The following is a 26,416-nucleotide window of genomic DNA, read 5'->3' as shown; positions in this document are numbered from 1 at the left end:
GACGAGATAATGTCGTTCAACCCGAGTTATTGGCGTTCAGCGGGAGATAATGGCGTTCAAACTTTTTGCCAGTACCGGATTATCGGGTGTTACACCGGCTATACGAGTGCTCGATCCGGTTGAATGGCGTTGACCCCCTCTATTGCAGGGTTCAATACCAGCGAGCCTATGCATTCGAGTAAAAATCAATTTTGATACCGCATCTAGAAGTCCGTTGATAAAATTAAGTGGCTATATAAAAATGTCCACATAAAGGAGGCACAACATGAAATTCGAGGAGTTTGCAGGAAAGACGATATTTATTACTGGTGCTGGATCTGGAATTGGACAAGCACAGGCAGTTGCCTTTTTAGAAAATGGGGCAAATGTTTTTGGAATGGATGTACATACGACCGGCTTGGAAATGATTCAACGACAATATCCTTCTCGTTTTCATTTTGAGAAAGGGGATGTGCGAAGCAAGCGGGACATCCACGAAGCTGTGGACTCGGCGTTATCCCATTTTCAGGACATCCATGTTTTATTGAATACAGCTGGCGTGTTGGACGGTTTTTCGAAGACTCTCGAGACGGATGAAGAACTGTGGGACCGCATCATGGATACCAATGTGAAAGGGACCTACTTGGTGACTAATTGTGTGCTGCCCCATATGCTAAAACGGTCATCCGGAACGATCATCAACATGGCTTCGATTGCCGGTTTAGTCGCAGGCGGGGGCGGTGCTGCTTACACGGCTTCCAAGCATGCGATCGTCGGTTATACAAAGCAATTGGATTATGATTATTGCCGGTCTGGCATACGTGCGAATGCGATTGCACCTGGTGCGATCCAAACGCCGATGAACGCAGCAGATTTCGAAGGGGACGGAGCGATGGCGAAGTGGGTGGCTGAGGAGACGCCGGCCGGCCGTTGGGCACAACCATCAGAAGTCGCGAATCTCACCTTATTTTTGGCAAGTAAAGCGTCCGATTATATGCATGGTGCTGTCGTGCCGATCGATGGCGGGTGGATTGCGAAATAGCCGTATTCACCAATCCTGATTTCTGTTATACTACCGAAGTAAGCTTTTTCGGCTTGCACTACGGCACTTCGTTCAGATATAACATCTGACTTCCTTTGGCCGTAGTTATGACTAAAATGGCAAGACTGCCATTTTACAAAGGAGAAATCATGATGAATACGACTTCCTTCAAGGAAACCCCTCAATCCACTGTCAGTGAGGTGTCCAAAACTGCGATCGTCGCAGCTTTATACGTCGCTGTCACCCTTCTGCTCTCGGTCATCAGCTTTGGAGCCGTTCAGCTCCGCCTATCAGAAATGTTCAATTATCTAGCACTGCTGCATAAACGGTATATCGTTGCGGTCACTCTTGGCGTCATTTTGGCAAACTTTATGTCGCCAACGTGGATTCTTGATGTGCCCATCGGCGGTATTGCAACGTTTCTTGTTTTGCTGATCAGCCGGGCAGCTACGAAGAAAATCAAGAATATGGTTTTAAAATTTGCAGTGACTGCTCTTATTTTCGCTTTTTCTATGTTCACCGTAGCTGGGCAATTGACTGTCATGTACGGAGCGCCGTTCTGGCCGACTTGGCTAACTGTAGGGATCGGCGAGCTATTATCCATGACAGTTGGTGGAATGATTGTCTACTCATTGCAGAAGAAAATAGATTTTACAAAATAAAACAGAAAGCACATCCGTTGTTTGAGGATGTGCTTTTTACTATAAGTAGGACTTATCTAGTGACTTTGATATCCAAAATTAGCAATTCTTCTAGTCTATTCAACTCCTTTTAATAAATTGACTGTTATTTATATTGATTCTTATCTAATAGTTTGTGTATAGTGGGGAAGTTGTTAATTTAGAAAAGGAGTGGAATACATATGATAAAGAAATTAAGCACAATTGTACTCGCCGCAATTTTGGGTACTTCAATGGCCTCCTGCGGGAATGAAGAACAAGAGGATACAGCGAAAGGGAAAGACAATGTTACATCTGTTCAAGACAACAGTGATAAAGCGGACAAGGAAAAGCAAAGCAAGACAACTGCCTCAGAATTAAAAGAAGATCAACTCGGCATGGATGCTCAGCAGTTCCAGGAAGGTTTTAACAAGGCTGCTGAAAAAGAAGGAATCCAATACCGAGTTGATCATTCTGAATGGTCCGATCCGAGAAGAGGCTTTCAAATTGTAGATATTGAACTGGACGAAGACTATCGAATCCAGTTGTTGGGCAACGAAGGGAAAAAGGATGTTCGCGCTCTCATGTTGGGTGCGGATGAGATGGATGAAGCAGCAACTCAAATTATCATGACTTTGATTCGGACAGTTGATACACAAGTGACGGAAGAAGAGATGGACAAGATTCTGGGAGAGCTGAAGCTGGCAGGTTCTTCAGAAGAACAGGAATATGCTAATGCCGTTTCACATGGATATCGTTTTATGTTGCGGAATGCTTCGATGATGGAGTTTATCATCGCAAATGAAAAAGATCCATATATTACTGAAGAAAATTGGAAAGCTGGAGAGTTTTAACAAGGAAGCTTATCAGTAGTTCACCTGTATATCAGGTGGACTTTTTTGTTATTACAAAACCAAACGACTTATCCGGAAGACTGCCATCCATCCTCCAGCAATGCAAGCGCGTCAGACAGCAAATCCATGTCGTCGAGGATGACCGTCTTTAAAGTGGCGGGGGCAGCATGATATTCGTCGGCGAGATGCTGTAGTTCCCTTGTGAGTATATACTGTTCGCACTCTTTCTGCATATGCACTACCTCCTAATACACATCATACCCAGAAAAATGGTTTGGCAAACTCAGCCGCTACCGATCATGTAGTAGATTTCAAGATAATATATTATACTATTTAAAAGGTTTAGATAAAGGAGGGGATTTGATTGGAAATCATTGAAGTTCCATTTACAAAAATGCATGGCCTCGGCAACAGTTATATTTATGTTGATGCCTTCAAGCACCCCTTGCAGGAGGCTTGGCTGGCGCCGTTAGCAAGAGCTATATCAAATCCTAATACAGGCATCGGCTCTGACGGATTGATTTTGATTCTGCCAAGTGATGAAGCCGATGTTGGCATGCGAATCTTCAATAAGGATGGATCAGAAGGTCAAAGCTGCGGAAACGGATTGCGCTGCGTCGCTGCGTATGTAGTGGAACATGAGATAGTTACGGCACCAAGTTGTACCATTCAAACGAAAGCGGGGAGGACAGAGGCGGAAGTCATATCGAAGAGCGAGCACGAAAGTATAGTAAAGATCGATATGGGTCCACCTCTTTTGAATAGGCGAAGCATCCCGATGGTAGGAGAGGAAGATGCGCCCGTGATATCGGAATCGTTCCCGTTAGGCACTCATACATTAGAAGTGACAGCTCTCTTCATGGGCAATCCCCATGCCGTATTTTTTGTTGATGACATAGAGAGTGCTCCATTACAGGAAGTTGGTTCGGTTGTGACAGACGATCCGCGTTTTCCCGAAAGGGTAAATGTGGAGTTTGTTGAAATTATCGATTCAAAAGAAATGAATTTCAGGGTGTGGGAGAGGGGGTCAGGAATAACGGAAGCCTGTGGGACAGGTGCTTGCGCCGCAGTAGTGGCATCTGTTTTAAACGGCTTTGCCGACAGCGATCAAGACATCACGGTTCATCTGAGTGGTGGGGACTTGAGTATCTGCTGGGCTTCAGACGGACATGTTTGGATGACGGGTCCCGCTGAATTTTCAGCCAGTGGAGTGTTCTATTGGAAAAGGCAGTAATGAATAGCTTTGTACTAAAAGAACAAGGGGGGATGCAGGATGAAATGGAAGGCGTATCGGTTTCCGTTGCTGTTGTTGGCTTCGATTGTCATCGGTTCAGTAATTGGTTTGATTTTTGGAGAAAAGGCAAGCGTACTGAAACCGTTTGGCGAGGTGTTTCTGAATTTATTGTTTATGGTCGTTGTTCCACTCGTATTTTTCTCAATTACTTCAGCAGTTGCCAATATGGACAGCATGAGACGGCTGGGGAAAATCATGGGCTCCATGATAACTGTGTTTGTGATTACCGGAATTATCGCCTCGATTGTTATGCTGATTGCGGTCCTAGTATTTCCGGTCGGCACTGGGACATCGATTCCTTTAGTGGAACCGGATCATGTGGAGAAGTTGACACTGTCTCAACAGCTAGTCAGTACATTTACTGTGCCTGATTTTGTTGAATTGTTCAGCAGGAGGAACATGCTGGCACTCATCGTCTTCGCTGTGTTGGTTGGAGTGGCAACGAGTTTGGCGGGAGAAGCGGGACGGCCGTTCGCGAGGTTCCTTTCAAGCGGTTCGGAAGTGTTCATGCGTGTGATCAAACTGATCATGTATTATGCGCCAATTGGGTTAGCCGCCTATTTCGCAGCACTGATTGGTTCTTTCGGGGCAGAATTAATCGGTGATTATGCGCAAGCGTTTCTCCTGTATTATCCTGTTTCTTTTGCTTACTTTGCGATTGGTTTTACGCTATATGCGTTTTTGGCAGGCGGAAGGAAAGGAATCACCCGATTTTGGAAAAACATCTTAACACCGGCAGCTACGGCATTAGGGACGGGAAGCAGTTTTGCCACGTTGCCAGTGAATTTGCAGGCGGCCAAAGAAATTGGCGTACCGAAAGACATTCGTGAAACCGTCCTGCCGTTAGGAGCAACGATTCATATGGATGGTTCCTGTTTATCCGCTATGTTAAAGATCGCTTTTGTATTCGGCGTGTTTAACATGGACTTTACAGGCATCGGGACATTTTTAACTGCTATCGGTATTTCCTTGCTGTCTGGAGTGGTCATGAGTGGGATTCCAGGTGGAGGTTTCATTGGCGAAATGGTCATCGTTACGATGTACGGTTTGCCGCTGGAAGCATTGCCGATTATCTCTGCGATCGGTGTCGTCGTTGATCCACCGGCTACGATGGTGAATGCGACGGGAGATACTGTCGCAAGTATGATTGTATCCAGGCATGTCGAGGGCAAGGAGTGGATGGAGTCGGAAACAGCCATCGAATAATTACAATCAAGACCGCCTCTTTTAAAAGAGGCGGTCTTGTCAATCTACACCGAAAAAAGAATAGAACGGTTCCTTATTGAGCTCGTTTAAATTTAACTGAAAGGTGAATTCTTCCTTTGTTTTTTTATTCATTTGATAAACAACGAATGGAATGTGATGTTCATTTGCCACTTGTTGAATTCGAGTAGCTATTTTTATATCTTCCTCACTTAAATAGAAAGTATATGTCGTTTCCCGATTATCCACCGTTAAGAAGGTCATCTTCCAGTAAAAGTAAGTATCGTCGGTCGGGTCGCTTAATGAAGCATATTTCACAGTAGGAAGTACGGTAATCTCTTCAATGTCTTCATATGAAATGGTTTCTGTTTCGCCTTTCCAGCTGTGAGAAAGAAGACCCTGTTCCGCGTGAATTCCACGATAATCACTCCACATAATATATTGGTAAGAAATATAACCGATAACGATCAAGGCAGAAAGGGAGCCGGCTATCCATTTTCCTCTTTTTGATAAATCCATGAAGGGAAAGGTGAATATCAACAATATAAGTACAATAAAACCGACGGTAAGATCAGTACCTGATGCTTCCGAGTAAGATTCATACAGGATAAAATGCTGATTGGTAAACGTCTCTCTTTTCAACTCTTCGTAACCATCCAATGATAAAAAGAGCGCCGGTACGATAACAAGACAGTAAATGAACCCCCAAATGTAAAGAATGCCGCTCTTCCTGAATTGATCCCTTCCGATCCGAATCATTTGCCCCAGTATGTAAAGAGGCAATCCGATTAGAAAGACCCCGATGAGAGCCGCGTTAAAATCTGATGAAATGTCTAGAAGCGTTCCGACAGATATCAGCAAACTCAGGATAACTAGAAACATCCCTACTCGCTTATTCATCCTTCCACCTCCCTCTATACAAACATGATCTGACCTAACCCCAATCAGTCGTAGCCGATTGCCCTTTGTAAGTATACGATCCATATTCAACTCGGTTTCACAAAACATTGTGCAGAAAAGAAAGTACCTATGAGCTGTCCTTTAAAGGTCAATTCCCATAGGTACTTTTGTCGATTTATACTTGATTCGCATGCAAGCGGGCAAATGTCCCGCCCTGTTCGACAAGCTCGGAATAAGTCCCTTCTTCTTCAATGCCGTTCGGGGTCACTACGATCACCCGGTCAGCGTTCCGTATCGTCGTCAAGCGATGCGCGATGACAAGTGTCGTGCGGTTTTCAGACAACTCCTCGAGTGACTGCTGAATAATTCTTTCGGTTTCTGTATCAAGTGCAGAAGTCGCTTCATCCAAAATGAGGATCGGTGGGTTTTTCAGGAACATACGGGCGATGGCAAGACGCTGTTTCTGCCCGCCGGATAATTTAAGCCCTCGTTCGCCAATCTGCGTTTCATAGCCATCCGGCAGATTGGCAATGAACTCCTCTAAATGAGCCCGTTTAGCTGCTTCGTAAATTTCTTCATCGGAAGCTGTGAGATTGCCATAAGCGATATTTTCTTTCACTGTACCTGTGAACAGGAACACATCTTGCTGAACAATACCAATTTGGCTGCGGAGTGATCGTTGCGTCATGCGGCGGATGTCGAGCCCATCAATTTCGATTCGGCCCTCATTTACGTCATAAAATCGTGGGATGAGGGAACAGATCGTCGTCTTGCCAGCACCTGACGGACCGACAAACGCTACTGTTTGTCCCGCTTTGATCGAAAGGCTAATATTATTCAAGACTGGTTTGTTATTGTCATACCCGAAGGTGACATTAGTCAGTTTGACATCGCCATTCAAATGAGGGACATCGATCGCATCGGGAGCATCTTTAATTTCTGGCTCCTGATTGATTAACTCCTGAAATCGAGAAAATCCTGCCATCCCTTTTGGGTACAATTCAAGCAGTGCACTGATCTTGTCAATCGGTTTCGTCAAGATGTTAACAAAAAGTATAAAGCTGATAAGTTCGCCGTAAGTAAGCTTTTTATTAATTATGAACCAAGCCCCGACAACAAGCACGATGAGTGTCATAAGCCGGGTGGACATGTAAATGGAAGATGTGGTCCATGACATTACTTTGTAAGCGACAAGTTTTGCTAAACGGAAATTGCCGTTGTCCCGGTTAAAACGCTGCATCTCGAAATCTTCATTTGTGAAAGATTTTACAACACGCGAGCCCGAAACAGAGTCTTCGACACGGCCGTTTACTTCCGCTATTTTGCCATACATATTATGCCAGGCAGCGTTCATTTTCTTATTGCAGTAAGTGACGATAACGATAAGCAACGGCACCATGACGAGAGTGATTAAGGCAAGTTCCGGATTGATCGTATACATAATACCGAATGCCCCGGCAATCGTCATCACAACGATGAATGCATCTTCCGGACCGTGATGGGCAAATTCCCCGATATCAAACAAGTCTGTCGTAATCCGGGTCATGATATGGCCCGTTTTTGTATTATCAAAAAATCGAAACGATTGCTTTTGGACGTGTTCGAACAATTCCCTCCGCATATCCGTCTCGATATTGATGCCGAGTTTATGGCCGAGATAACTTACAATATACTGCAGAAAAGTGCTGAGGCAATAAACGAGCAGCAACAGGATGCTGACTGTTGTTATACGTCCCCAATCGCCGGACGGTAGCAGCGAATCGATGAACCACTGGACTGCGAGTGGAAAAGCCAGTTCAAGCAATGCAACGAAAACAGCACTCGAAAAGTCGATGATGAATAAACGCCGGTGTGGTTTGTAATAAGAGAAAAATTGTTTGAGCATGAATGATTCCTTTCTTAGTTAACGAGGCGACTCCAACTCTTCGTCGCGTTTATAGTTATCTAGACATGTTTGGCAGATGCAAGTCTTTCGGATTTCTTCTACCGGCACAAGCAAAAAAATGCCTTCCGGAAAGATTCTTTCAGTACACCAGCACGACCCGATGGATTTATCCTGATTATTGCAGCAGTGATTCGGGCCCTGGCAAATCGGACAGAGTTCCGCCATCAATTCTTCCTCCTTTTTCATTGTGGTGAAATTTCTTCTCGGATGCAGAGAAGGGTATTATCAAGATGTACATTCAGAAGATTCATTCCCTAATCCTTGTACTAGTCTACCATTTTTTGCAGAAGATTAGTGAGGAAACCGAAACTGCCACGGAAGCAGCAGAAGTGTTTGATGCAATTTAAGTTTCCGTATGGAGCGTCTTACCTGGAAGCGATTCTTGACGATGGAGCCAATGAATGATGAGTTCAGCCACAAGTATGCTGTACGCTGCATGACTGAGCGTCCAATAAAGCCAGGCTTCCACATCATTGGCTGCAGGTGGCTTGTCGGACAAAGCTGTTAAGAAATACAGGATGCCGCTGCCCGCTGTATAGGTGAGAAAGTAGGGGAGTATGCGCTTTTCCAAGTGAATCAAACGCAGTATGAAATAGAGACCGACAACACTGGCGATACAGAATACAAAATGAAAGGTAATTCCAACAATTGGAGTTGATTCCCATCTATTAAGAATTGGGATATAATCGACATTATATAAGAGGACGTACGCTTTATTGCCCGTGGCGACATACACTAATTTCAAGAGACCGGCAAGTAAAGCGCCGGCCAGAATCCCGATAATTACCAGCCTACTGATTACCTTCATAATAAGTCACCTCGCCATTTTTTGTACTAAATTCCCGGAAGAGAAAATAGTAAACATTCAACAGGAGGTAGTGTTTATGGATAATGCGTATAAGGAAACATTCGACCGTTTTGCCATATATCTGTTTGCTTCCTTTTTATCTCCCGTATTGTTCGCCGTGTGTTTTGCTTTATATTCTCAACTCACCTTGGACAATTCATGGACCTATTTATCAATGTTCATCTTGGCTGCTATATTCACCTTTCCTATATTTTTGGTTGGAGCCTTTCCTGTTTCCTTGTTTCTCGACTTTTCTAAAAGAGGTAAATCGATGTCAGTTCGAATGAAAGGTATTAGCTATGCTTGTAGCGGGGCAGTTATAGGTTTTATTGCAGGGATCTGGGTATTCGGAGCAAGTGAAGCATTCACGTATCTGTTAGCAGCTATTTATGGCGTCGTTGGGGGACTGCTTCATTTCTTCGTTTTGTTTTTCTTAAAGAGAATCTTTCGGTAAGAGAGTCATAAAGAATTTATTTTCGAATGAAAAAGCATTCCATTCATGGTAAGACGGAATGCTTTTTTATTATTATATGAGAGAAGGGATAGCAGCCTGCTTTTTAAATAGGCACAAAAGCCATGCCGGAAAGTGTTTTGTTAATTACTTGCTCGGCATCCTCTGCCCAGCTTGATTTCTTCTCAATCGGGGCATCCTTGTCGACAGGTTTCTGGAATTGTTCCAAACCCGTCACGGTTAATACCGGGCTCTCTTCTTCGTCGAGACCGATGTTAAGAATGTGTTTAATGATAAATGGTTTCTTAAAAAGCAAAAGGGCATCTTGCTGATCCAGTTCACCTCGAATGACATCGAAAGGACAGCGCAAATAAATGGTTACACCGCCCCGCTTGTACAATATTTTATCGAATAATCCCTGGTCATAATCCCAGTTCCCTAAGATTAATCCCTGGTCTGCGAAATGATCACATATTTCCCCGTAATAGGCCTGCTTGCCTTCCAGCTCTGTTTCTGTTAAAAATATCATTCCAATCCATCCCTTCGTTTGCTGTTTCTTCCGTCTTTACCCAATTGATAGGTTTATAAACTGCTAACTTGGTAGACGGCGATCTCCTTAGTAAAAGAAAGAGAGGATGTAGATGTTCAAGAGGGCTTGGTTGCGATATGATAGGAGGAAGAAAAGTATATAGGCCAAAAGGAATGAGTAAGATGACATTCAAAGAGAAACGAACAGTACAAATTTTACAAGCGGCTTATAAAGTGTTTGTAGAAAAAGGATTTGAGTGGGCTACGATGCAGGACGTGGCAGAGGAAGCGGGGCTTGGTGTTGCCACGGTGTTCCGTTATTTTCCAAAGAAAAACAAGCTTATTATCGCAGTGATTGTTAAGCTATTGCAGGAGAGGCTGACTTCCTTTGAGCGAATTTATGAAAGTGAAGGGACCTGTTACGAAAAATTTGAAATGCTGTTGAATCATTTCATTAAAGTGAGCGACTCCGTGCTTTGGAATGATATGAAGTTACTCGAGGCGTTCGAGACGTACGCTGCATTTGCACAGGAACCGCTGGAGGATATCGCAGACTACCACCAGGCATATGCGAATATTACCAACGTTATTGCAAAAATCATTGAGGAAGGCAAGCATGACGGCTCTATTCGTTCCGATGTGGCAAATGCGGAAACGCTTGGAGCCATCTCGAATATATTTGGTCTGTTTACACGAAAGTTATCTTTCTTTGAAAGTGTTCAAATGGGGGATATGGTCATTTTGCCGATTGAACAGGCCTTGCGGATTCGGGATATCTTCCTCGATTATTTAAAACCAGTTAATTGATAGGATGGGGGAATAGCAATTGAAGAAACAGGCAAGTCCCGCAGTCTCCTTAAGACGATTGGTCATGGAGGATTTTGAAACTGTTACAGAGTGGAGCCGGGATGAGTTGTTCTGTTTGGCGAATGGTTGGGAAATCAATCGGCAACCGGAAGAGATGCTCAACTGGTGGACACGATGTGTAGAAGGAATCTCTGAGGATTTTATTCGAAAGGGAGTAGAATGCGAAGGCCAATTAGTCGGTTATGCGGATTTAGTTATAGGCAAAGAGGAAAGCGCTGAGTTGGGCATTGCTATCGGTAATCGAATGCTCTGGGGAAAAGGGATCGGCGTTTTGGCATCGCAGTTATTGATGGATTATGCAGTGAAAGAACGGGGCATCCGTTCATTCTATGCAGAAACACATGAATCCAATGAACGCGCCCGCCGGATGCTGGAAAAGTTGCGTTTTCAGGAAGTAAGCCGAAATGGAATGGAAGAATATAATGGCGAGGTCAGCCGTTTATTGCAATTTTCGTTGGATACAAACGATTAGAAAGAGGGAAACCGGTGTGCATCGGTTTCCCTCTTTTTTGACTCGAAAATAAGTGTGGTGTTAAGACTTGTTATTCTACTTGAAATGTTAGACGGTAACGCCTTCAATTTCATTAATTTTGCCAGCAATCGCTTCAGTCAACTGTTGAGCAGTTTCAGGCACAAAATTCTTTAGAATCGTATTAATCATCGCGCCCATCATGCCGCCTGCCGTAATATCCAAATGGCCCGTCATGCGTGTCGCTGAATCTGAGATTCTTTCCGCTTCGAAATAGCCGCCTCCGGTGAAATTGTCGGAAAGACCTTTCAAGTCAAAAGTTACTTTGGATGGTTCAATCCATTCTTGAATGTCGATTTGGAGCTTGACAGTTTTCTTCATGAAGCCCAAATCTCCTTTGAATTTCCATGTAGATTGCTTCTCGCTTAAAATTTCGTGCTCAATATATCCAGGAACAAGTGGCGCCCAATTGTTCATGTCGCTTACAAAGTTCCAGATGTTTTCGATAGGTACTTGCAATTCTACTGTATGTGTTCCGTTTGGCATGTTCATTCACTCTTTCTTTTGTAATTATAAAGCTAATGCTTCCGCTTCTTTGATTTCACGTGCTTCCTTTGTGCCGACTTCCTTGCCGACAATATAGCCCATTGTCATGGCTGGTCCGATCGTGCCACCTGCACTTGTGTAGACTGGCCCTAAAATCCCCATTGCAGCGTTGCCCGCTGCGTAAAGCCCATCAATGACATTCCCTCTGAGGCTGATGACTTCACCTTTTTCGTTGATACGCGGTCCGCCATTTGTTCCAAGGGCACCGAGGTGGACAGGTATTGCATAGAAAGGACCTTTTTCAATCTTTCCAAGGTTCGCTTCGGCGTTTCCACCGCCTCCAAGAATGTTCTCGAAGTGGGTTGTCCCACGATGGAAGTCTGGATCTGCGCCGTTTACCACATGCTCATTCCAACGGGCAACTGAAGCTTCCAAACCGTCTGGGTTAACACCGATTTGCTCCGCCAGCTCACGTAAGGAATCTGCGCGATCGACCCATTCAGGAGCCTCTTCGCCAGGCATCATAGTGATTATCATCTGGGAATCCTTCAATTGCTGATCAAAGATCATCCAGTTTGGCGCTTCGTTCGGATATTCAAGTGCGACAGGATCGTACTCAAAGAACGAACGGGGCAGGTCGTTGTATGTAGTGCCTTCGTGAGCGAAACGTTTTCCGTGCTTGTTAACGATAATACTGTTTGGACCAAAACGGCCGCCACCTGTCTGATTCATGATATGGTCTTCGTATTCAAACGTCGGATCTTGCATCGTCGGATAATACCAAGCCTCTGACATGTTGCCGAGTGCTGCACCCGCTTCCATTGCCATGATCAGTCCGTCGCCTTCGTTGCCAGGAGGAGACATTGGGTGGGTGACATGGCCCTTCAAGAATGTCTCTATCAATTCCTGATTCCATTCAAAACCGCCGGAAGCGAGAACGACGCCTTTGCGTGCGCCGATGAAGATTTTTTCTCCATCCTTCTCAGCGACGACTCCAATGACCTTGCCTTCATCATCAAGGACAAGCTCTTTACCTGGTGTGTTCAGTTGGATATCAATACCACGTTCAAGGGCACCCTTTAATAGCGCACCAATCAGTGAGCGGCCCATAGTGACAATATTGTTTTCCATCCGCTCCGCAATTTTCATGAAATCGATTCCACCTACTGCGCCACCTTCTGCAAGTGTGAGTGGAGGAAATACAGGGTTTTGGCGTACGAGCGGTCCCCATTCGCCAACTTGGTTTAAGTCGAACGGTTCTGGATCTAATGATCGCGTACCGTTTTTTAACGCTTCTGGAAGGTGTCCATAGTATTCGGAATAGCCCTTCGGCGTAGCAAAACGGACGGGTGTGTTTTCATGTAAATAGTCGATCATGACGTGGCCATTGTCGACGAAGAGGTCAATAAACTTTGGATCTGGCTCTTTTCCCTGTGTGAGCCTTTTAATAAATGTAATTGCGGATTCACGGTCATCCTCAATTCCCGCTTCTTTCATGTAACGGTTCATCGGAATCCAAGGTACACCACCTGAAAATGCAGTCGTCCCGCCAACTTGATGAGTTTTTTCCAGCATTAACACTTCCGCACCTTGATCTGCTGCCAAAACAGCAGAGACAAATGCGGCACCTCCAGTACCGAGTACGACGACATCGACTTCGTGATCCCATGTTGTCGGTCTTTTTGCAGGCATAACAATTCCCCCAATTCTTTACTATTCTAGTTTTTTCATAAATGATAGTGACGCTATCATTAGGTACAGTGTACTGCATCATATTCAGTAAAATCAATAAGAATTTGATTAAATTTACCTAGTTTGATTTAAGTATATAGACTTATATGTTAAGTAAATTTGATTTTTTCATACAAGTCGATTTTTAGTGAACCTGTTTTTAATCAGTGTAATCTACGGATAAAAAATGGAGGAATGGACAGCCTATCAATAGGGAGGAGATTGTATTATGTATTCTGGAGAAGGCAGTTATGTAAAAGGATTTTTTGTCAAATGGCTGATGACCCTCGCTATTCTTTGGATTGTCTTGACTGGCATTTATAACGTCCCTATTCTCAGTACTCTATTGATTAGCATCGTTGTAACAGGCATAGGTTATGCAGCGGATATCTTTGTCATGCCTTTTCTCGGAAATCCACTGGCGGCAGCCGGTGATTTCGTTTTAAGTGCGGTGATTATATGGGTGATGGGCTTCTTTCTGTTTCCAGTTACAGACGGACTTTTGCTCATATCCATCATTAGCAGTGCAGTGTTAGCTTTGGGCGAACTCGCTTTCCACCGCTATATGGCCACGAGTGTGTTTGATCAAGAGACGAACTCGGAGCCATGGGCGGATAATCATCCGTACTTTGATTATGACCGCAACTTGCGTGCAGAGTTTGGTGAGGAATTTGATATGGACGAAATGCGACGAGCTCATGAAAAACGAGAAAAAATAAAAGAAGAAAATGAAAAAGAGAAGCCGTAATATTGGGAGGCCACTGAAAAAGTACAATTAAATGGGCTTATACTAGAACTGTTGATTTACGTTCCGAGCGGACGCTTTCCGTGGGGCGGGCGGTGAGCCTCCTCGTCGCTTCGCTCCTGTGGGGTCACACCTGTCCCGCTCATCCCACAGGAGTCGCCGCTCTACACTCCAACTAACGAAACTCACCGTCAAATAAAGTGAAATTTACAACGGCGATCTATTTCCTTTTATCGAGGAATGGATCGCTGTTTTTATTAGAGTCCAATGATCTCTAATCAAGAAACTTTAAACCTCAGTCCTTATATGGCAATTTACGATATTGTCGTCCCAAATGATAATATGCTGCGTTAAATACACGAACTTGTGGATTTTACCTTCATTCTGAAGAGTTGAAAAGTAAATATTGCTTGGATATCGGTCGTAAGGCAGTTCCACCAATTCGCATGAATCGATGAGTCCATGAAAGAGAAATTAAAAAAGGAGCCAAGAGTAAAACGTATTCCGTCTCAATAAAGTCGACAGAACACAAGGACCAGTAAGCATTTCAAAATAGCGAATTGTTTAAGATAAAAGCGAAATCCCGCTATAAACTTGAAGCGAAGAATAGGGATTTAAAACAAATACACGGGTATGATGTAGTCACTTCCCCGGGGCTATTTGGCATGCAGATGCAGGGGGCTATGACGATATTTGCGGTCAATCTAAAGCAAATATTAACCTTATGGAAAGAAGCAGAGTAAGAATAACCAAAGAAAAAGGCACCGTTTCGTTCAAAATACGAACGAAAAATGGTGCCTTTTAAAATTTCAGAGTGCCTTGTAAAAAAAAACGTAAGTATTTCCTCTAAAATTGGCGGGTTCTCTCTTTTTGTTAGTGGATTTTTGGTAGTGCAGGCGTCTTCTGTTTGGCGTAGCGCATGGATACGAAAAAAAATAAGGCAGCACTGAGAAAACGAATTGCAGAATTGATATACATGGCCATATCGACACCAAGATGCTCCAAAAGCCATATCCCGATTTGCGGTGCGATAAACGCTACAAGCGACAGCAAGACATTGTAAGTTGTAATGCAATAGGTTCTCACTTGCTCCGGCGATTGTTCTAACAGGAGATTGAACAATAGCAGCACAACACCTGCGAGGAAAAATCCCGATGATGTTTGAATGAGAGTAATGTAGTACAAATTCGTAGACAACACCGTCAAAAATGGCGTCGTTGCCATCCCAATGGCGGCGTACACAAAGACAAGCGTATTCGATTGCCGTTCTGCCCATTTCTTCCAAAGAGGAAAGGAAAGAAACTGGGCAAGCATGCTGCCGACCGAGAACATACTGATCCAAAAAATTGTCGCTCCGACTACCCGGACATGATAAATATTAAAAATTCCCCATGCCATTTGCCAAGCAAAGTTGAAAAATAAAGCAGCGATCAAAAACCAAACATAATTCGAGTGCCGGAAAATAGACCAGTCCATTGTTTTATTTTTCTTCATCGGACCTTCTTTTTTCACTACTGGTTCTTCATGCTTCAGAAGCAGGAAGACTTCCAGCATGCCGAAACAAAAGGCGATTCCGAAGAGCACTTGGTAGGCGGTCGCATTCGAAGACGCATCTTTCATGATCAATCCGATCAGTAGGGTAGATACCAGTCCCACGATCGTTAGAAGCCGATTTCGGTCACTGAAAAAAGAGCCGCGATTTGATTCCTCGACCAACCCACTAATGAACGTCTGCCAACCTATGTTCGCGACAGTATTCGGCAAACTCATGAGTGCAATGATGACAAGGAAAATCCAAGCCTGCGAAGGGTTTGGAAAATAAACCGTCATAATTATTAAAATGAACAACAGCCGTGCAAATAAAACCGATATCGCAACAAGTCTTTTCTGTGCAATGGCTCGATTCAGCAAGATGGCGGCTGGAATCGTCATAAGCAACGCCATGAGCGGAGGGAGGGAACTGATCAGCCCAACCTGGTAATTGGTCGCCCCTAAAATGGTAATGGCGAAAATCGGAAAGAAGTTGTTGGAAAAGTTCAACGCTATGGTCGAAGCCATTCCATGGTAAATACTTATTTTCTCATTATACGTCCGCATGCTGCATCTCCATATTGGTAATTTAGTCAATTAACTCAATAGAATTATAACGCTGATTTTCCGGAAAACAAGAGTTTCTTGAATTGAAATGATTTATTGTTAAACACTGAAATCTAGTGTCGGAAAAATTTTTGGTGGAATGTTGAGTTTTTTGTGTATAATGTTGGAAGTATGACAATTTGCTGAAAATAGGAGAATTAGAAATGAATAGTTCACATCTTTTGAGATGTTTTGGTTTTGAACTGTCAGAAGAGCAAGATAGCATATATGCTTTTTCACCGGTATATAAAGTTGACAATAAAATAGTAAAACGAACCCAATATCCGATGGAAAGCGCAATAAATCTTATCAAATACACCACCTACTTAAAGGATGCAGGCATACCTGTTGTGACACCGGTAAACCTACAGACCAGCAACCCGCAACAAATAGAGGAAGAAGTATACATATGTTATCCCTATATTGATGGCGAAACTTATCAAGGTGAACGAACAGAGATAATGCAAGCTGGTGAGCTTCTTGGTGAAATTCATTCATTGTCTACAAAAGATAATGCGTTTAATTTAAACAAATATGATGTGTTTGATTTTACTCATGAGGAAGTTGATGAACACTTAAAAGAAATCGCTAAAAATGCTGCAACTTGGAACATTGATTTTGATATTCAAGGTTTACGAAATCTGTTATTTACAGCGGTAGAAAATCAAGAAAAACTAAAGAATGCTTCGTTAATATGGATAGAAACTCCTCACGACTTTAAAGCAAATAATTTAGTATTCACCAAAAAACCTATAGTAATAGATCCCGATAATGCGAAGTGGATCCCACGCATATTTGACTTGGCTCTAGCTTTATTATTATTTCATAATGAACTCTCTTCAGCGCCAAATAGGCTATTTACGCCAATAGAATGGCAGCTCTTTCTCGAAGGATATAGTGGATATCAAACCTTGACATGGAACGAAAAAGAAATGTGGCAAGCAGGTTTAATACATGTATTTTTAGATGAAGTCATGTGGTTGTTAGCTGAAGTACAGGAAGATTGGATTCGAGTTGAACAAAGAGAGTTGTTTGTGAGTTTATTAAATATGATTACGAACGCTGAAGAGTACAGGCTGATTTAATTAAACTTTACAAAAAAATAATTTGAGTGTTGATAAGAATAAAATATATTAGGAGGTACAAGTCCAATGGTAAAACACCAATAATACGAGAAAATCTCTAGTTTATCGCACTTAGAATATACATGTAGATTTTCTCATTCAGAAAAAATTAGAATTGAGGAGATAGAACATGTTAAAAAAATTAAGTGACACCATATATTATTTGCCGAATCAAAATGATAAAGAACGGCCGACATTAGGATTAATCTGTGGGGAACAATACAGTTTGTTAATAGATGCTGGAAATTCGACTAAGCATGCGGAAATTTTCGTAAAGGAAATTGAGAAGTTAGATGTGCCGCCAATCAAATACTTGGTGATCACTCATGCTCATTGGGATCATTTTTTAGGTATGAGTGAAATCAATGCTACGATCATCGTCAACAGGGAGACAAATCGGCGCTTACAACAATGGCAGACGTTTTCCTTTGATGATCAATCCCTCCAACATTATGTAAATAGTAATGAAATGAGTGATTTTTGCCGGAAAATCATTCAGGAAGACATACCTGAACGAGATCGTTTTACTGTGAGGTCTCCCGATATTATATTTGAGAATTCTCTCGTGATAGACCTGGGGAATAAAATATGCCATCTCGAACAAATCGCAAGTACGCATACAGACGACTCAACCATTGTGTATATTGCAGATGAAAAGGTAATATTTTTAGGCGACAGTGCATATGGCACCACCACAAATTCTTTATATCATTTCAAACAATCATTATTGCTTCCTATGATTAAAGATATTCAGAAATATGACGCCAAATGGTTCTTGCTCGGACATGAATCGATTTGCGATGTAGAAGAAATGGATACGTATTGGAGAGAATTAATTTTGGCTAGCGAGGCCGTGTTGACAGACTCGATGCAAATATCGATTGACAACTTTACTATAGCAAATGAACGAGAACCCAATGACAATGAAAAGTTTTTCATACAAGCCTTCGTAAATGATCGTATTCTTCAAATGCGGAATGATTCATGAAGATCACTTGCCCTCTCATAAGATCTTAGTGGAGGTGTCTTTTTAGTGGGAGCGGGATAATACTTTCAAGTTTCTAATTGATAAATGCTTTCAATTAGGTTATGATGTAGTGAGAATAATTCTCAAGACATGAACTGGAAAGGGTGGCTAGAATGATCCGTCTCATATGGGTTGCGATAATGACTGGAATCGTCTTTGGGGTATCGACGGGGTATGCAGTAAATGGTTGGGATATGGAAGGTGCCATGGCTGGCTTGTTATCCATTGTCATACTTGCTGGCGTTTCCACTTTTCTTTACGCGAAATATCGGAGAACATTACAAGGAAGCCATTCGTAATAGGATATAGAGGAAAAACATCAGCGCTTGCTGATGTTTTTTTATGGTTATACTAAAAATGGGTCTCATTGATCATTTCAAATTGTGTATAAATCAGCTACAATTTGTTCTATTGCCTAATGAGTGCAAGATTGACAAGTGCAGGAGGTATTTATGTTTTTTATTGAAGCGAAACGGATTATAGTCGTAATATTCGGCTCTTTGCTATTGGCGATTTCATTAAATTTCTTTTTGATTAACGCTAATGTCTATGCAAGTGGTTTTTCTGGGGCAGCCCAACTTGTATCCAGTATTTTAAAGGACCATTTTGATATTTCAGTGAGCACAGGAATTCTGCTGCTGCTCTTTAACATCCCTGTTTTCATTCTCGGATGGTTCAAAGTGGGCAGGGGTTTTACGATTTACAGTATCGTGTCTGTACTATTCGCAACGTTGTTCCTCGAATTGCTTCCGGTATTATCGCTTTCGGATGATATCATTTTAAACGCAGTTTTCGGCGGTGTCATTGCTGGGGTTGGCGTCGGATTATCGTTAAAGCTCGGTGCTTCTACTGGAGGCATGGATATTGTTGCAATGGTTCTCTCTCGGCTGCAGGATAAGCCGATCGGTACGTATTTTCTCCTACTCAACGGAGTCATTATCGTCCTGGCGGGATTTTTATACGAACCCGAGAACGCACTGTATACGATGATTGCCCTGTATGTGACTACAGCTGTTATTGACATGCTGCATACTCGCCATGAGAAAGTAACCGCGATGATCATCACGCGCAAAGCTGATGAATTGCAGAAAGCCATTCATGAAAAAATGGTGCGTGGGATTACGATTCTTCCTGCAAAAGGAGCGTACTCAAAAGAAGACAAAAATATGATGTATCTCGTGATCACGCGATATGAATTGTATGATTTAGAAAAAATCATTAAAGAAGTCGACCCACAAGCGTTCACCAACGTTGTCCAGACTGTCGGGATTTTTGGTTTCTTCCGCAAGGACGGGGAAGACGTGCAAAAGGCAGCGGCGAAATAATAAAAAACCAGCAGACGCTGGTTCAGACTATAGACAAAGTCACTTTGAGATGAATAGAATTGCATAAACCAACCGGCAGGGAGCGCAACTTCGCTTTCCATGGGCTTGGCTTCAGCCTCCTCGTCACTCCGTTCCTGCGGGGTCTTCAGCTCAAGCTATTCCCATAGGAGTCTACGTTGCGTTCCCTGCCTTTAATACAATTTTTTAATTGTTGAGTAAACACATGAAGACTCTCTAAACTTCTTGTATACGAGGTCTATCATACTAATGATTAATAACAACATACCTTGTTAGCAGAACATCCGTTGATTGGAGCGGAAGGCGTCGACTCCTGGGAGCGCAGCGGACGAGGAGGCTCACCGCCCGCCCCCCGGAAAGCGACGCCAGAAGCGGAAATCAACTTTACTAGGAATCTAAATGTAAGTAGTAGCGGTTGTATATTATTTTTATACGTCACAACAAAATAATACGCTTTTGTCAACGCTCTAAAACCAGCAGAGGCTGGTTTTTTTTGTTTTTCATTGTTATAAAGAGAGCAATTAGGGGCGTTATGCTCTTCCCTAGCGTAACATTCTCCGTTACTTCATTTCAGCAAGTCAATACTTACAGTCATCTGCTCCGTAATGTCACCCTCTTCAGTCGACTCAGGAGGGAAGACAAACGACCAAGGCATAGTGGAATTAGGAGGGATGACCAGCGACTCATCAAAAATATTTTGCGCTATCCTCTTTTTTTGGTCATACAGCTGGACTTGTACTTTTTCTAACGTAACTGGGTATGCAGTTACGTTTTGCAGAAAGACGGTTGCCACGATGCCACCGTTCCTTTTCCGTTTGACTAAGAATGGGGAGGCGCCAAATGAATGGGAAGGGGACAGGGCAGTAAAAGCGGCTGTTAGTTCAGATTTGCTTTTAGACGGCAGCGTTTGTTCCCAAACCGGATGGAAATGCAACTTCATACTAAAGGACCTCCTTTTTTTATTGAATGCTTTCATTTTAACATAAAAGAAGAATTGAATTTTTTGTACAAAAAACAGGCAAAGGGAACATGAAAGTTCTCCTTTGCCTGTGTCCTCATTATTTATTCCTTTGCTTCGTTATCTTTTGTGGTATCCGCTGCTGTATCGACGGTAGGATTCAAAAACTCGTCGATGGCCTGGATGTTTTTCTCGAAATCAATGTCAAGAACTTGCCCTACATTGACATCGCGATCCACGAAGGAATGATCCACAGGAATCCGCATCGTTTCAAGTGATCCGGTTTTATTTTCTAACATGCCTTTTGCAATGGATAGGATTGTTTTCTTATCTAGGTTCGTGTTTACATACGCGTCAGCTGTTCCAAGCAGTTTTGGCAGGTTGACTAGACTATGGAAGCCGACTGCTTCGTCCTTTAACTTAGAAAGAGCTTCCTGCTGTCGTGCTACACGTCCAAAATCGCTCATTTTGTCATGTCGGAAACGAACATATCCGAGCAATTGTTCACCGTGCAATGTCTGTTTTCCTGGTTGTAATGTCATGCCGATGCCGTGCTGCATGGTATACGGAATATCCACTTCAATGCCGTCCGGTGCGATAAGGTCAACCATTTTCGGGAATCCATTGAAATCTACAATCGCATAATAATGGACATCTAAATCGAAATTCTCTTTTAGTGTTTGTCTGACCAGTTCCGGTCCGCCAATGGAAAAGGCGGCATTCATCTTTTGTTTGCCATGGCCTGGAATAGACACATACGTATCCCGCATGATAGAGATGAGTTTAACTTTTTCTGTCTTTTGATTATAGTTGGCTACAATTAATGTGTCCGACCGGCCGTCCTCGTCTTTACGGGCGTCTGAACCGAGGAGCATGACGTTAATTTCACCGAATTTTGGTTCTTCCCCTTCGAATAAATCAAATTCCTTGTCTTTTACGGTGCTATCAACGGCTTCCGTAAAGCCTTGATTGTACTGGTACACCCAAAAAATGACCCCAGCTCCAATGAGCAGAAGGAGCGAAAGGAAGATAATGCCTTTTTTCTTCGTCCGTTTCTTCTTGCGTGCTTGCATTCTATTCATAATTTATCACCTAACATTCTATATGATGAATTCCTATTCTTTATATGGATGAACTCTAAAAAAGAGACTTCACGTTAAAATCTGCCCATCGTATGAGACGCGCTAACTGGCTAAAAGGTTTCCCGAACACCGTATTATAGCATTAAATAGGCTCTTAACATATATCCAATTTGTGTTTATTGACTTTACAGAAGAGGGAAGAGGTATAGTAGTTCGTTTATTTAGGAAGGAGTGGCATACATGAGAAAGGCAGAAACATTACAAGACTTTCAAGCTTTAGCTGAAGACGCCGTTCAAAATAACAGGGAAGGTACAATTTATCTCAACCAGTCAAACGAGCATTTTGAAGAACCAATTTTATCAGATGAAGATACGGCTGGACGCGCTCCAATGCAAGTGCTTCGGTTCATTTTGAAAACAGAACTTGAAACGATAGTTTGGGAGTATCCTTTTTCCGAAACCGCTGAACTGGAGGAAGTGAACCTCCAGCTTGAACCAATTTATGAATACTTTCCGAAGCGTGTAATCGAATTGGACGAAGCAAAGCGCATGATCCATGAAGATGAAAATCGCTAGTAATATTTTCATTGGTACTCTATTGAAAAAAGAAGGATTTTTGATTCCAACACTTCTCGGACTTTCTCTTTCTTACTACGAAACTGTTAATTCAAAAGTGGATGTTTATGCCTCTCTGTACAGGAAGGGAGGTTTGACATTTCACTTTTTTCATTCCTATACAGTGTTTCGAAATTTTACTGGGACACTGGCTAAGACATGATAGGCACGTACTATGTCACCGATACGCTGCGATGTCTTTAGTTGAATACCGAGAAGGCAAGAAGGATAGAATCTCCCCTGTACTATTTGAAACCATTCTGTTACTGTTCTGCCACGGCAGCAGGTAGGGGTCTACGTCTGCCGGCTCGGTACCATTGGTGGAAGAGAACGATGATTACCAATAAATCGACCGCATCCCCTCCGTAATACATGAGCATGGCACCAAGGCGGGCATCTTCTATTTCTACCCCTGCCGGTGGATAGGCGTACAAATACTTGGATAGGATTCCATGCCCTGCGAGTGCCATGATAAATACCGCTGTTCGGAAACGGAAAGAATGCCGGTGAGCCAAGGGATAGATATATATCATAGAAATAGTAAATAAATAACCAGCCGCGAAAACGTGTATATGCACAAAAATATGAAGTAGCCAATTGGAATGCATTACTTGGAACAGTCCGGTTGTGTAAAGTATCCAAAGGCCACCGATGTTTATCAGGAAAGCTGTGATGGGATGAATAAAAAATCCTGCCACTCGGCTTGAAAGGAATCTGGTCATACGTCGGGCTCGATTCACGTCCAAAGTCCTCAATACAAGTGTCATAGGAGCTGCCAAAACCATTAGCAACGGTCCAAGCATACCGAGAAGTAGGTGTCCGGTCATATGCCATGTAAACGAATGGCGTGAAAGGGCAGCAAGCGGTCCCACAAGGGCAGCCAAACAGCAAAAAACCCCTGCGAACCATAAAATTGTGCGGTGAACTGGCCATTTGCGAAGCCTTTGAACCCGGTTCGTTTTATATACTGCCCAGCTATAAGCCAAAAGCGCGACACATGCTGGTAAGCCAAAAAATAAATTCATCAGGGACCAAGCTGCCTCATTATGCATTATGGAGCACCGTTCCTTTAACCATTCGTTGATTTTGCTTTGCATTTCGTATCAGGAGAGTTCCAGCAATGATCATAATGACAGCTGTTACGTTCCAGACAACATCATATGGCACAATATCGACATGATATCGAATTTGATGAATACGCATCACTTTATGCTGGATCGTTCCATCATATAGCTGAAACGCACCTCCACCAATCAGTTTGCCTCCCCACCACACTTTATGCCACAACGCATTCAAACGCCGGAGATCTGCCACTAAATATAAGCCACCCACGGTCGCAAACCAACTAAATGCATGAAACAGTCCATCCGAAACTAGTCCGACCGCTACTGTCGATTTATCATAAAACTTATGCCAGTGCAGCAATTGATGAAAAATGGTTTCGTCAATAAAAGCAACAAATCCGAGACCAAACAAAATTCCTGACCAGAGATTCTTTTTATAATGAAGTTCACGGTTCTTTAATTGCTGTAAATGTTTGGAGTCCGTTTTCAAGCAAACCCCCTCCCGCCTATCATAATGCATTCGTTATGTAGAGTATTACCGCTAAGTCGGTTGCGTAAACCGACTCTGGCTGCAGAGAGGGTGGCTTGAATAACTTGCATACAGCTTTTTGTGAAATGAAACGCTGAATAAAAGAGAGTTATGCAAGAAAAGCTAGTTTAGTACAAGGGAGGAACCCTAAAAATCGCTGAATGCTCAAGAAAGTTGGAACATAAGAAAAACCGTCTGTACAACAGAGATATGACTCTCCTCTTATTCCCGGGAGCCCTTAGAGAAACATTGATATTGGAAGGTAATATGATCACAGGTCTGTTTGGATAGACTAACTTTTACAAATAGATTTTATAGATACGAAAAATTTGAATGATATCTAGCTGATTTATGCAATCTTGTCAAATCAAAAACCATATTTTGATCAGCCCATGTTATAATAAGGCAAATTCATTGTGAAACGAAAGGTGACCGGTTATGAAAACAGTTACGGTGGGCGATATAGTAGAGCGATTCCGATTTGAAGTATTGGTGGGGGAGAAAGAATTGCATCGGCCATTGAAGCATTCGAAAGTCCGCCGCCCCGGATTGGAATTCATGGGCAAGTTTGATTTCATTACGACTGAGTATGTCCAAATTCTTGGCACAAATGAAATCAATTACTTGCATACGCTCTCTGATGAGGAATGCAAGATGCGGATCAGCAATATTGTGACTTATGATCCGCCGTGCATCATCATCACGTCCAATCAGGAAGAACCGCTTGGCCTTCGCCAGTATTGCACGGAAGAGCATATTCCTGTTTTGCGGACAAAGGACTCCATGAGCGAGCTGATTGCCAAGCTCGATGCGTATGTCATCAAGGCGATGGCACAGGAAATAGCTATTCATGGCGTTTGCGTAAATGTTTCAGGGATCGGCATTTTGCTGCGTGGAAAATCCGGCGTTGGAAAAAGTGAAACCGCTCACACCCTAATTGGACGCGGGCATCGCCTTGTTGCCGATGATATTGTTGTCCTAAAGAAACTGAGCCCGCAAACATTGCTTGGCAGCCATGACGAGAAAAATAAAGAGTTCCTGGCCTTACGTAGTATTGGCCTTCTCAATGTAGTTCGTTTATACGGCCGCGCGGCTTTCCAGGAAGAAACGAGAATCGCACTCGATATCGAGCTGACGGAATGGCAGGAAAATGCGCTTAATAATGAACTGGAACTTGATCAAAAATACAAATACTACATGGATGTTCCGATTCCGCATATCCAGATCCAGTTGCAGCCTGGTCGTGATGTGGCAGGACTCATTGAAGCTGCGGCCAACAATTGGTATTTGCAGCAGCAAGGGTACAGTGCGGCAGAGGAATTCATGAAGCGGCTTGAATCAGAGTTTGAGGAAGAGCCTAAAAAGTAATATCAATGGATTGCCCCTTTATATTGAGTTTAAAGGGGCATTTTGTAATGCTTTAAATAATTGTAATAGCTTGATTGGGTTACGTTAGCGTTAGTGTTATTATCATTGGATTAATTGATAACTTTATGGGATTCATATAATAGCATTGAGTAAGTCTCTCCTAACTCTCTTAATACATTTAAAAGGTCTGTGGAGAAAATCGGTTTGTCGAATAGATGCATCATCTAGCAAAAGTGAGGAGCAACGTATGAATAATGAAAAAGTATTTACTATCGACTGTGGAGACATCCTATTAAGAGAGTTCTGTATCGACGACGTGGACGCTATTTATCAATTGACATCGGAACCTGAAGTATCCAAATTTTTGCCGGATTGGCGATCCACGAGGGAACAACGGCTGGAGTGGGTCACTCGTTTTGAGATTCCGGACAACAAACGTTTTTTGGAGGCTGTTCCTAAAATCGGGCATCACTTCTTAAAGCTCGGAATCATTTTAAAGGAAACCGGCGAGTTTATCGGTTTTTGCAATACCGGTATTAAGGAGGAATTGTCTGAGCCGAATAGGGAGGTTGCTTACGCAATGTCCTCAAAGTATTGCAATAAAGGGTACACTTCACAAGCTGTCAAAGGGTTGGTAAATTATTTATTTACGAATACTGATGTTACTCAAGTGAACGCTGTCGTGCTTCAACACAATATAGCATCGAAAAGGGTAGTCGAAAAATGTGAATTTCAATGGCTTGGTGAGGTCTTCATTGAAGAGGAATTATTTGATCGATACGTGATTCGTGAATTTACGCAAAAATGAAACTTCTATCGTTACTATTCGTATAGATGGTAAGGGGATGTCCACTTTCTGGATTGTGAATACAGTGAGGTGAACACAAATGGCGGGCAGATTTGATTGTAGTTTTAAGAACAAAGAAGTTCGAATGGCAATATATATAATGGGACCGTTTTTTATTGTAGGGCTAGTATGGCTCTGTAATATGCAAAACAAATACAATCCAATCGTCCAATTGATTCCGCTTATCGCATGGACCATCTATTACATCTGGCGCCATTCCTATCGAAAGAAAATGAAGATGGAATCGTCACAGCAGTAAAACC

Annotated in this window: 30 protein-coding genes and 2 pseudogenes; 19 read left to right on the top strand and 13 right to left on the bottom strand. The window is 42.8% G+C overall.

All coding sequences use genetic code 11. The features are described from left to right. Positions 1 to 265 precede the first annotated feature (265 nt). From L7D49_RS13835 to L7D49_RS13825, 3 genes are all read left to right on the top strand, one after another. Positions 266 to 1,021 (top strand): 3-oxoacyl-ACP reductase, encoded by a 756-nt coding sequence (locus tag L7D49_RS13835; RefSeq protein ID WP_238081818.1) that lies wholly within the window; start codon positions 266 to 268, stop codon positions 1,019 to 1,021. 152 nt (positions 1,022 to 1,173) lie between these two features. Next, a complete protein-coding gene (locus tag L7D49_RS13830; RefSeq protein ID WP_238081816.1) occupies positions 1,174 to 1,683 on the top strand; it encodes a QueT transporter family protein in 510 nt (169 codons plus the stop codon). Positions 1,684 to 1,883: 200 nt separating this feature from the next. Next, positions 1,884 to 2,534, top strand: a complete 651-nt coding sequence (locus L7D49_RS13825; RefSeq protein WP_238081814.1) for a hypothetical protein — start codon at positions 1,884 to 1,886, stop codon at positions 2,532 to 2,534. 68 nt (positions 2,535 to 2,602) lie between these two features. Here L7D49_RS13825 and L7D49_RS13820 read toward each other — a convergent pair whose 3' ends face one another. After that, positions 2,603 to 2,767: a hypothetical protein gene (locus L7D49_RS13820; protein ID WP_238081812.1), complete on the bottom strand. Its 165-nt coding sequence runs from the start codon at positions 2,765 to 2,767 to the stop codon at positions 2,603 to 2,605. 161 nt (positions 2,768 to 2,928) lie between these two features. Between L7D49_RS13820 and dapF the strand changes: the two genes are divergently transcribed. Both dapF and L7D49_RS13810 read left to right on the top strand, forming a co-directional pair. Then, positions 2,929 to 3,768 (top strand): diaminopimelate epimerase, encoded by an 840-nt coding sequence (gene dapF, locus L7D49_RS13815; protein ID WP_269136016.1) that lies wholly within the window; start codon positions 2,929 to 2,931, stop codon positions 3,766 to 3,768. A 39-nt stretch (positions 3,769 to 3,807) separates the two neighbouring features. Then, positions 3,808 to 5,034 (top strand): dicarboxylate/amino acid:cation symporter, encoded by a 1,227-nt coding sequence (locus L7D49_RS13810; RefSeq protein ID WP_238081810.1) that lies wholly within the window; start codon positions 3,808 to 3,810, stop codon positions 5,032 to 5,034. Positions 5,035 to 5,073: 39 nt separating this feature from the next. On the opposite strand, the gene L7D49_RS13805 is transcribed toward L7D49_RS13810, so the two are convergent. The 4 genes from L7D49_RS13805 to L7D49_RS13790 all read right to left on the bottom strand — a co-directional run bounded on the left by L7D49_RS13805 (position 5,074) and on the right by L7D49_RS13790 (position 8,684). After that, on the bottom strand, positions 5,074 to 5,931 hold the full coding sequence (locus L7D49_RS13805; RefSeq protein ID WP_238081807.1) for a hypothetical protein: 858 nt from the start codon (positions 5,929 to 5,931) through the stop codon (positions 5,074 to 5,076). A gap of 175 nt (positions 5,932 to 6,106) precedes the next feature. Next, positions 6,107 to 7,816 (bottom strand): ABC transporter ATP-binding protein, encoded by a 1,710-nt coding sequence (locus tag L7D49_RS13800; RefSeq protein ID WP_238081805.1) that lies wholly within the window; start codon positions 7,814 to 7,816, stop codon positions 6,107 to 6,109. A gap of 18 nt (positions 7,817 to 7,834) precedes the next feature. After that, the gene (locus tag L7D49_RS13795; RefSeq protein WP_238081804.1) at positions 7,835 to 8,041 is read right to left on the bottom strand and encodes a cysteine-rich CWC family protein; all 207 of its coding nucleotides are present in this window, start codon (positions 8,039 to 8,041) and stop codon (positions 7,835 to 7,837) included. Between the two features lie 178 nt (positions 8,042 to 8,219). After that, entirely contained in the window at positions 8,220 to 8,684 is a 465-nt protein-coding gene (locus L7D49_RS13790) for a hypothetical protein (protein WP_238081802.1), read from the bottom strand. A gap of 310 nt (positions 8,685 to 8,994) precedes the next feature. On the opposite strand from L7D49_RS13790, the gene L7D49_RS13785 reads away from it, so the two are divergent. Next, positions 8,995 to 9,177 carry a hypothetical protein gene (locus L7D49_RS13785; RefSeq protein WP_238081800.1) on the top strand — a complete coding sequence of 61 codons (183 nt, stop codon included), beginning with the start codon at positions 8,995 to 8,997 and terminating at the stop codon, positions 9,175 to 9,177. Positions 9,178 to 9,280: 103 nt separating this feature from the next. Here the strand turns inward: L7D49_RS13785 and L7D49_RS13780 are convergent, their stop codons facing one another. Further along, positions 9,281 to 9,703, bottom strand: a complete 423-nt coding sequence (locus L7D49_RS13780) for a YugN family protein (RefSeq protein WP_238081798.1) — start codon at positions 9,701 to 9,703, stop codon at positions 9,281 to 9,283. Between the two features lie 182 nt (positions 9,704 to 9,885). On the opposite strand from L7D49_RS13780, the gene L7D49_RS13775 reads away from it, so the two are divergent. Both L7D49_RS13775 and L7D49_RS13770 read left to right on the top strand, forming a co-directional pair. Further along, positions 9,886 to 10,509 (top strand): TetR/AcrR family transcriptional regulator, encoded by a 624-nt coding sequence (locus L7D49_RS13775; protein ID WP_238081796.1) that lies wholly within the window; start codon positions 9,886 to 9,888, stop codon positions 10,507 to 10,509. Positions 10,510 to 10,528: 19 nt separating this feature from the next. After that, positions 10,529 to 11,041: a GNAT family N-acetyltransferase gene (locus tag L7D49_RS13770; RefSeq protein ID WP_238081794.1), complete on the top strand. Its 513-nt coding sequence runs from the start codon at positions 10,529 to 10,531 to the stop codon at positions 11,039 to 11,041. A gap of 87 nt (positions 11,042 to 11,128) precedes the next feature. Here L7D49_RS13770 and L7D49_RS13765 read toward each other — a convergent pair whose 3' ends face one another. Together L7D49_RS13765 and L7D49_RS13760 are read right to left on the bottom strand one after the other, a co-directional pair. Next, positions 11,129 to 11,584 (bottom strand): CoxG family protein, encoded by a 456-nt coding sequence (locus L7D49_RS13765; protein WP_238081792.1) that lies wholly within the window; start codon positions 11,582 to 11,584, stop codon positions 11,129 to 11,131. Between the two features lie 24 nt (positions 11,585 to 11,608). Beyond that, complete coding sequence (locus L7D49_RS13760) at positions 11,609 to 13,276, bottom strand: FAD-binding protein (RefSeq protein WP_238081790.1); 1,668 nt, start codon at positions 13,274 to 13,276, stop codon at positions 11,609 to 11,611. Between the two features lie 268 nt (positions 13,277 to 13,544). On the opposite strand from L7D49_RS13760, the gene L7D49_RS13755 reads away from it, so the two are divergent. The 3 genes and pseudogenes from L7D49_RS13755 to L7D49_RS13745 all read left to right on the top strand — a co-directional run. Continuing rightward, positions 13,545 to 14,063: a DUF2512 family protein gene (locus tag L7D49_RS13755; protein WP_238081789.1), complete on the top strand. Its 519-nt coding sequence runs from the start codon at positions 13,545 to 13,547 to the stop codon at positions 14,061 to 14,063. A gap of 264 nt (positions 14,064 to 14,327) precedes the next feature. Continuing rightward, a pseudogene (locus tag L7D49_RS13750) lies at positions 14,328 to 14,509 on the top strand (transposase); the annotation flags it as partial. Positions 14,510 to 14,536: 27 nt separating this feature from the next. Next, positions 14,537 to 14,803 (top strand): annotated as a pseudogene (locus L7D49_RS13745) (IS5/IS1182 family transposase); the annotation flags it as partial. 130 nt (positions 14,804 to 14,933) lie between these two features. On the opposite strand, the gene L7D49_RS13740 reads toward L7D49_RS13745, so the two are convergent. Further along, the gene (locus L7D49_RS13740) at positions 14,934 to 16,157 is read right to left on the bottom strand and encodes an MFS transporter (RefSeq protein WP_238081787.1); all 1,224 of its coding nucleotides are present in this window, start codon (positions 16,155 to 16,157) and stop codon (positions 14,934 to 14,936) included. 203 nt (positions 16,158 to 16,360) lie between these two features. Here L7D49_RS13740 and L7D49_RS13735 point away from each other — a divergent pair, with 203 nt between their 5' ends. The 4 genes from L7D49_RS13735 to L7D49_RS13720 all read left to right on the top strand — a co-directional run bounded on the left by L7D49_RS13735 (position 16,361) and on the right by L7D49_RS13720 (position 19,672). Next, on the top strand, positions 16,361 to 17,281 hold the full coding sequence (locus L7D49_RS13735) for a phosphotransferase (protein ID WP_238081785.1): 921 nt from the start codon (positions 16,361 to 16,363) through the stop codon (positions 17,279 to 17,281). A gap of 169 nt (positions 17,282 to 17,450) precedes the next feature. Continuing rightward, complete coding sequence (locus L7D49_RS13730; protein ID WP_238081783.1) at positions 17,451 to 18,308, top strand: MBL fold metallo-hydrolase; 858 nt, start codon at positions 17,451 to 17,453, stop codon at positions 18,306 to 18,308. Between the two features lie 152 nt (positions 18,309 to 18,460). Continuing rightward, on the top strand, positions 18,461 to 18,646 hold the full coding sequence (locus L7D49_RS13725) for a hypothetical protein (protein WP_238081780.1): 186 nt from the start codon (positions 18,461 to 18,463) through the stop codon (positions 18,644 to 18,646). Positions 18,647 to 18,799: 153 nt separating this feature from the next. After that, on the top strand, positions 18,800 to 19,672 hold the full coding sequence (locus L7D49_RS13720; protein WP_238081778.1) for a YitT family protein: 873 nt from the start codon (positions 18,800 to 18,802) through the stop codon (positions 19,670 to 19,672). A 583-nt stretch (positions 19,673 to 20,255) separates the two neighbouring features. Here the strand turns inward: L7D49_RS13720 and L7D49_RS13715 are convergent. Next, the gene (locus L7D49_RS13715; RefSeq protein ID WP_238081776.1) at positions 20,256 to 20,630 is read right to left on the bottom strand and encodes an SLAP domain-containing protein; all 375 of its coding nucleotides are present in this window, start codon (positions 20,628 to 20,630) and stop codon (positions 20,256 to 20,258) included. A gap of 122 nt (positions 20,631 to 20,752) precedes the next feature. Next, entirely contained in the window at positions 20,753 to 21,721 is a 969-nt protein-coding gene (locus L7D49_RS13710; protein ID WP_418895894.1) for an LCP family protein, read from the bottom strand. A gap of 249 nt (positions 21,722 to 21,970) precedes the next feature. Between L7D49_RS13710 and L7D49_RS13705 the strand changes: the two genes are divergently transcribed. Next, positions 21,971 to 22,306, top strand: coding sequence for a hypothetical protein (locus L7D49_RS13705; protein WP_238081772.1), 336 nt, complete (start codon positions 21,971 to 21,973; stop codon positions 22,304 to 22,306). Between the two features lie 302 nt (positions 22,307 to 22,608). Here L7D49_RS13705 and L7D49_RS13700 read toward each other — a convergent pair whose 3' ends face one another. Together L7D49_RS13700 and L7D49_RS13695 are read right to left on the bottom strand one after the other, a co-directional pair. After that, entirely contained in the window at positions 22,609 to 23,370 is a 762-nt protein-coding gene (locus tag L7D49_RS13700) for a cytochrome c oxidase assembly protein (RefSeq protein WP_238081771.1), read from the bottom strand. A gap of 19 nt (positions 23,371 to 23,389) precedes the next feature. Then, a complete protein-coding gene (locus tag L7D49_RS13695; RefSeq protein WP_238081769.1) occupies positions 23,390 to 23,899 on the bottom strand; it encodes a DUF2243 domain-containing protein in 510 nt (169 codons plus the stop codon). A gap of 477 nt (positions 23,900 to 24,376) precedes the next feature. Here L7D49_RS13695 and hprK point away from each other — a divergent pair, with 477 nt between their 5' ends. From hprK to L7D49_RS13680, 3 genes are all read left to right on the top strand, one after another. Then, the gene (gene hprK / locus L7D49_RS13690) at positions 24,377 to 25,306 is read left to right on the top strand and encodes an HPr(Ser) kinase/phosphatase (RefSeq protein ID WP_238081767.1); all 930 of its coding nucleotides are present in this window, start codon (positions 24,377 to 24,379) and stop codon (positions 25,304 to 25,306) included. 247 nt (positions 25,307 to 25,553) lie between these two features. Beyond that, the gene (locus L7D49_RS13685) at positions 25,554 to 26,114 is read left to right on the top strand and encodes a GNAT family N-acetyltransferase (protein WP_238081765.1); all 561 of its coding nucleotides are present in this window, start codon (positions 25,554 to 25,556) and stop codon (positions 26,112 to 26,114) included. Positions 26,115 to 26,238: 124 nt separating this feature from the next. Next, positions 26,239 to 26,412 (top strand): hypothetical protein, encoded by a 174-nt coding sequence (locus tag L7D49_RS13680; protein WP_238081763.1) that lies wholly within the window; start codon positions 26,239 to 26,241, stop codon positions 26,410 to 26,412. Positions 26,413 to 26,416: the final 4 nt, after the last annotated feature.

It is taken from the genome of Sporosarcina cyprini (genome assembly GCF_022048975.1).
Lineage (GTDB): Bacteria > Bacillota > Bacilli > Bacillales_A > Planococcaceae > Sporosarcina > Sporosarcina cyprini.
This window is presented reverse-complemented; position numbering and strand designations above follow the sequence as displayed.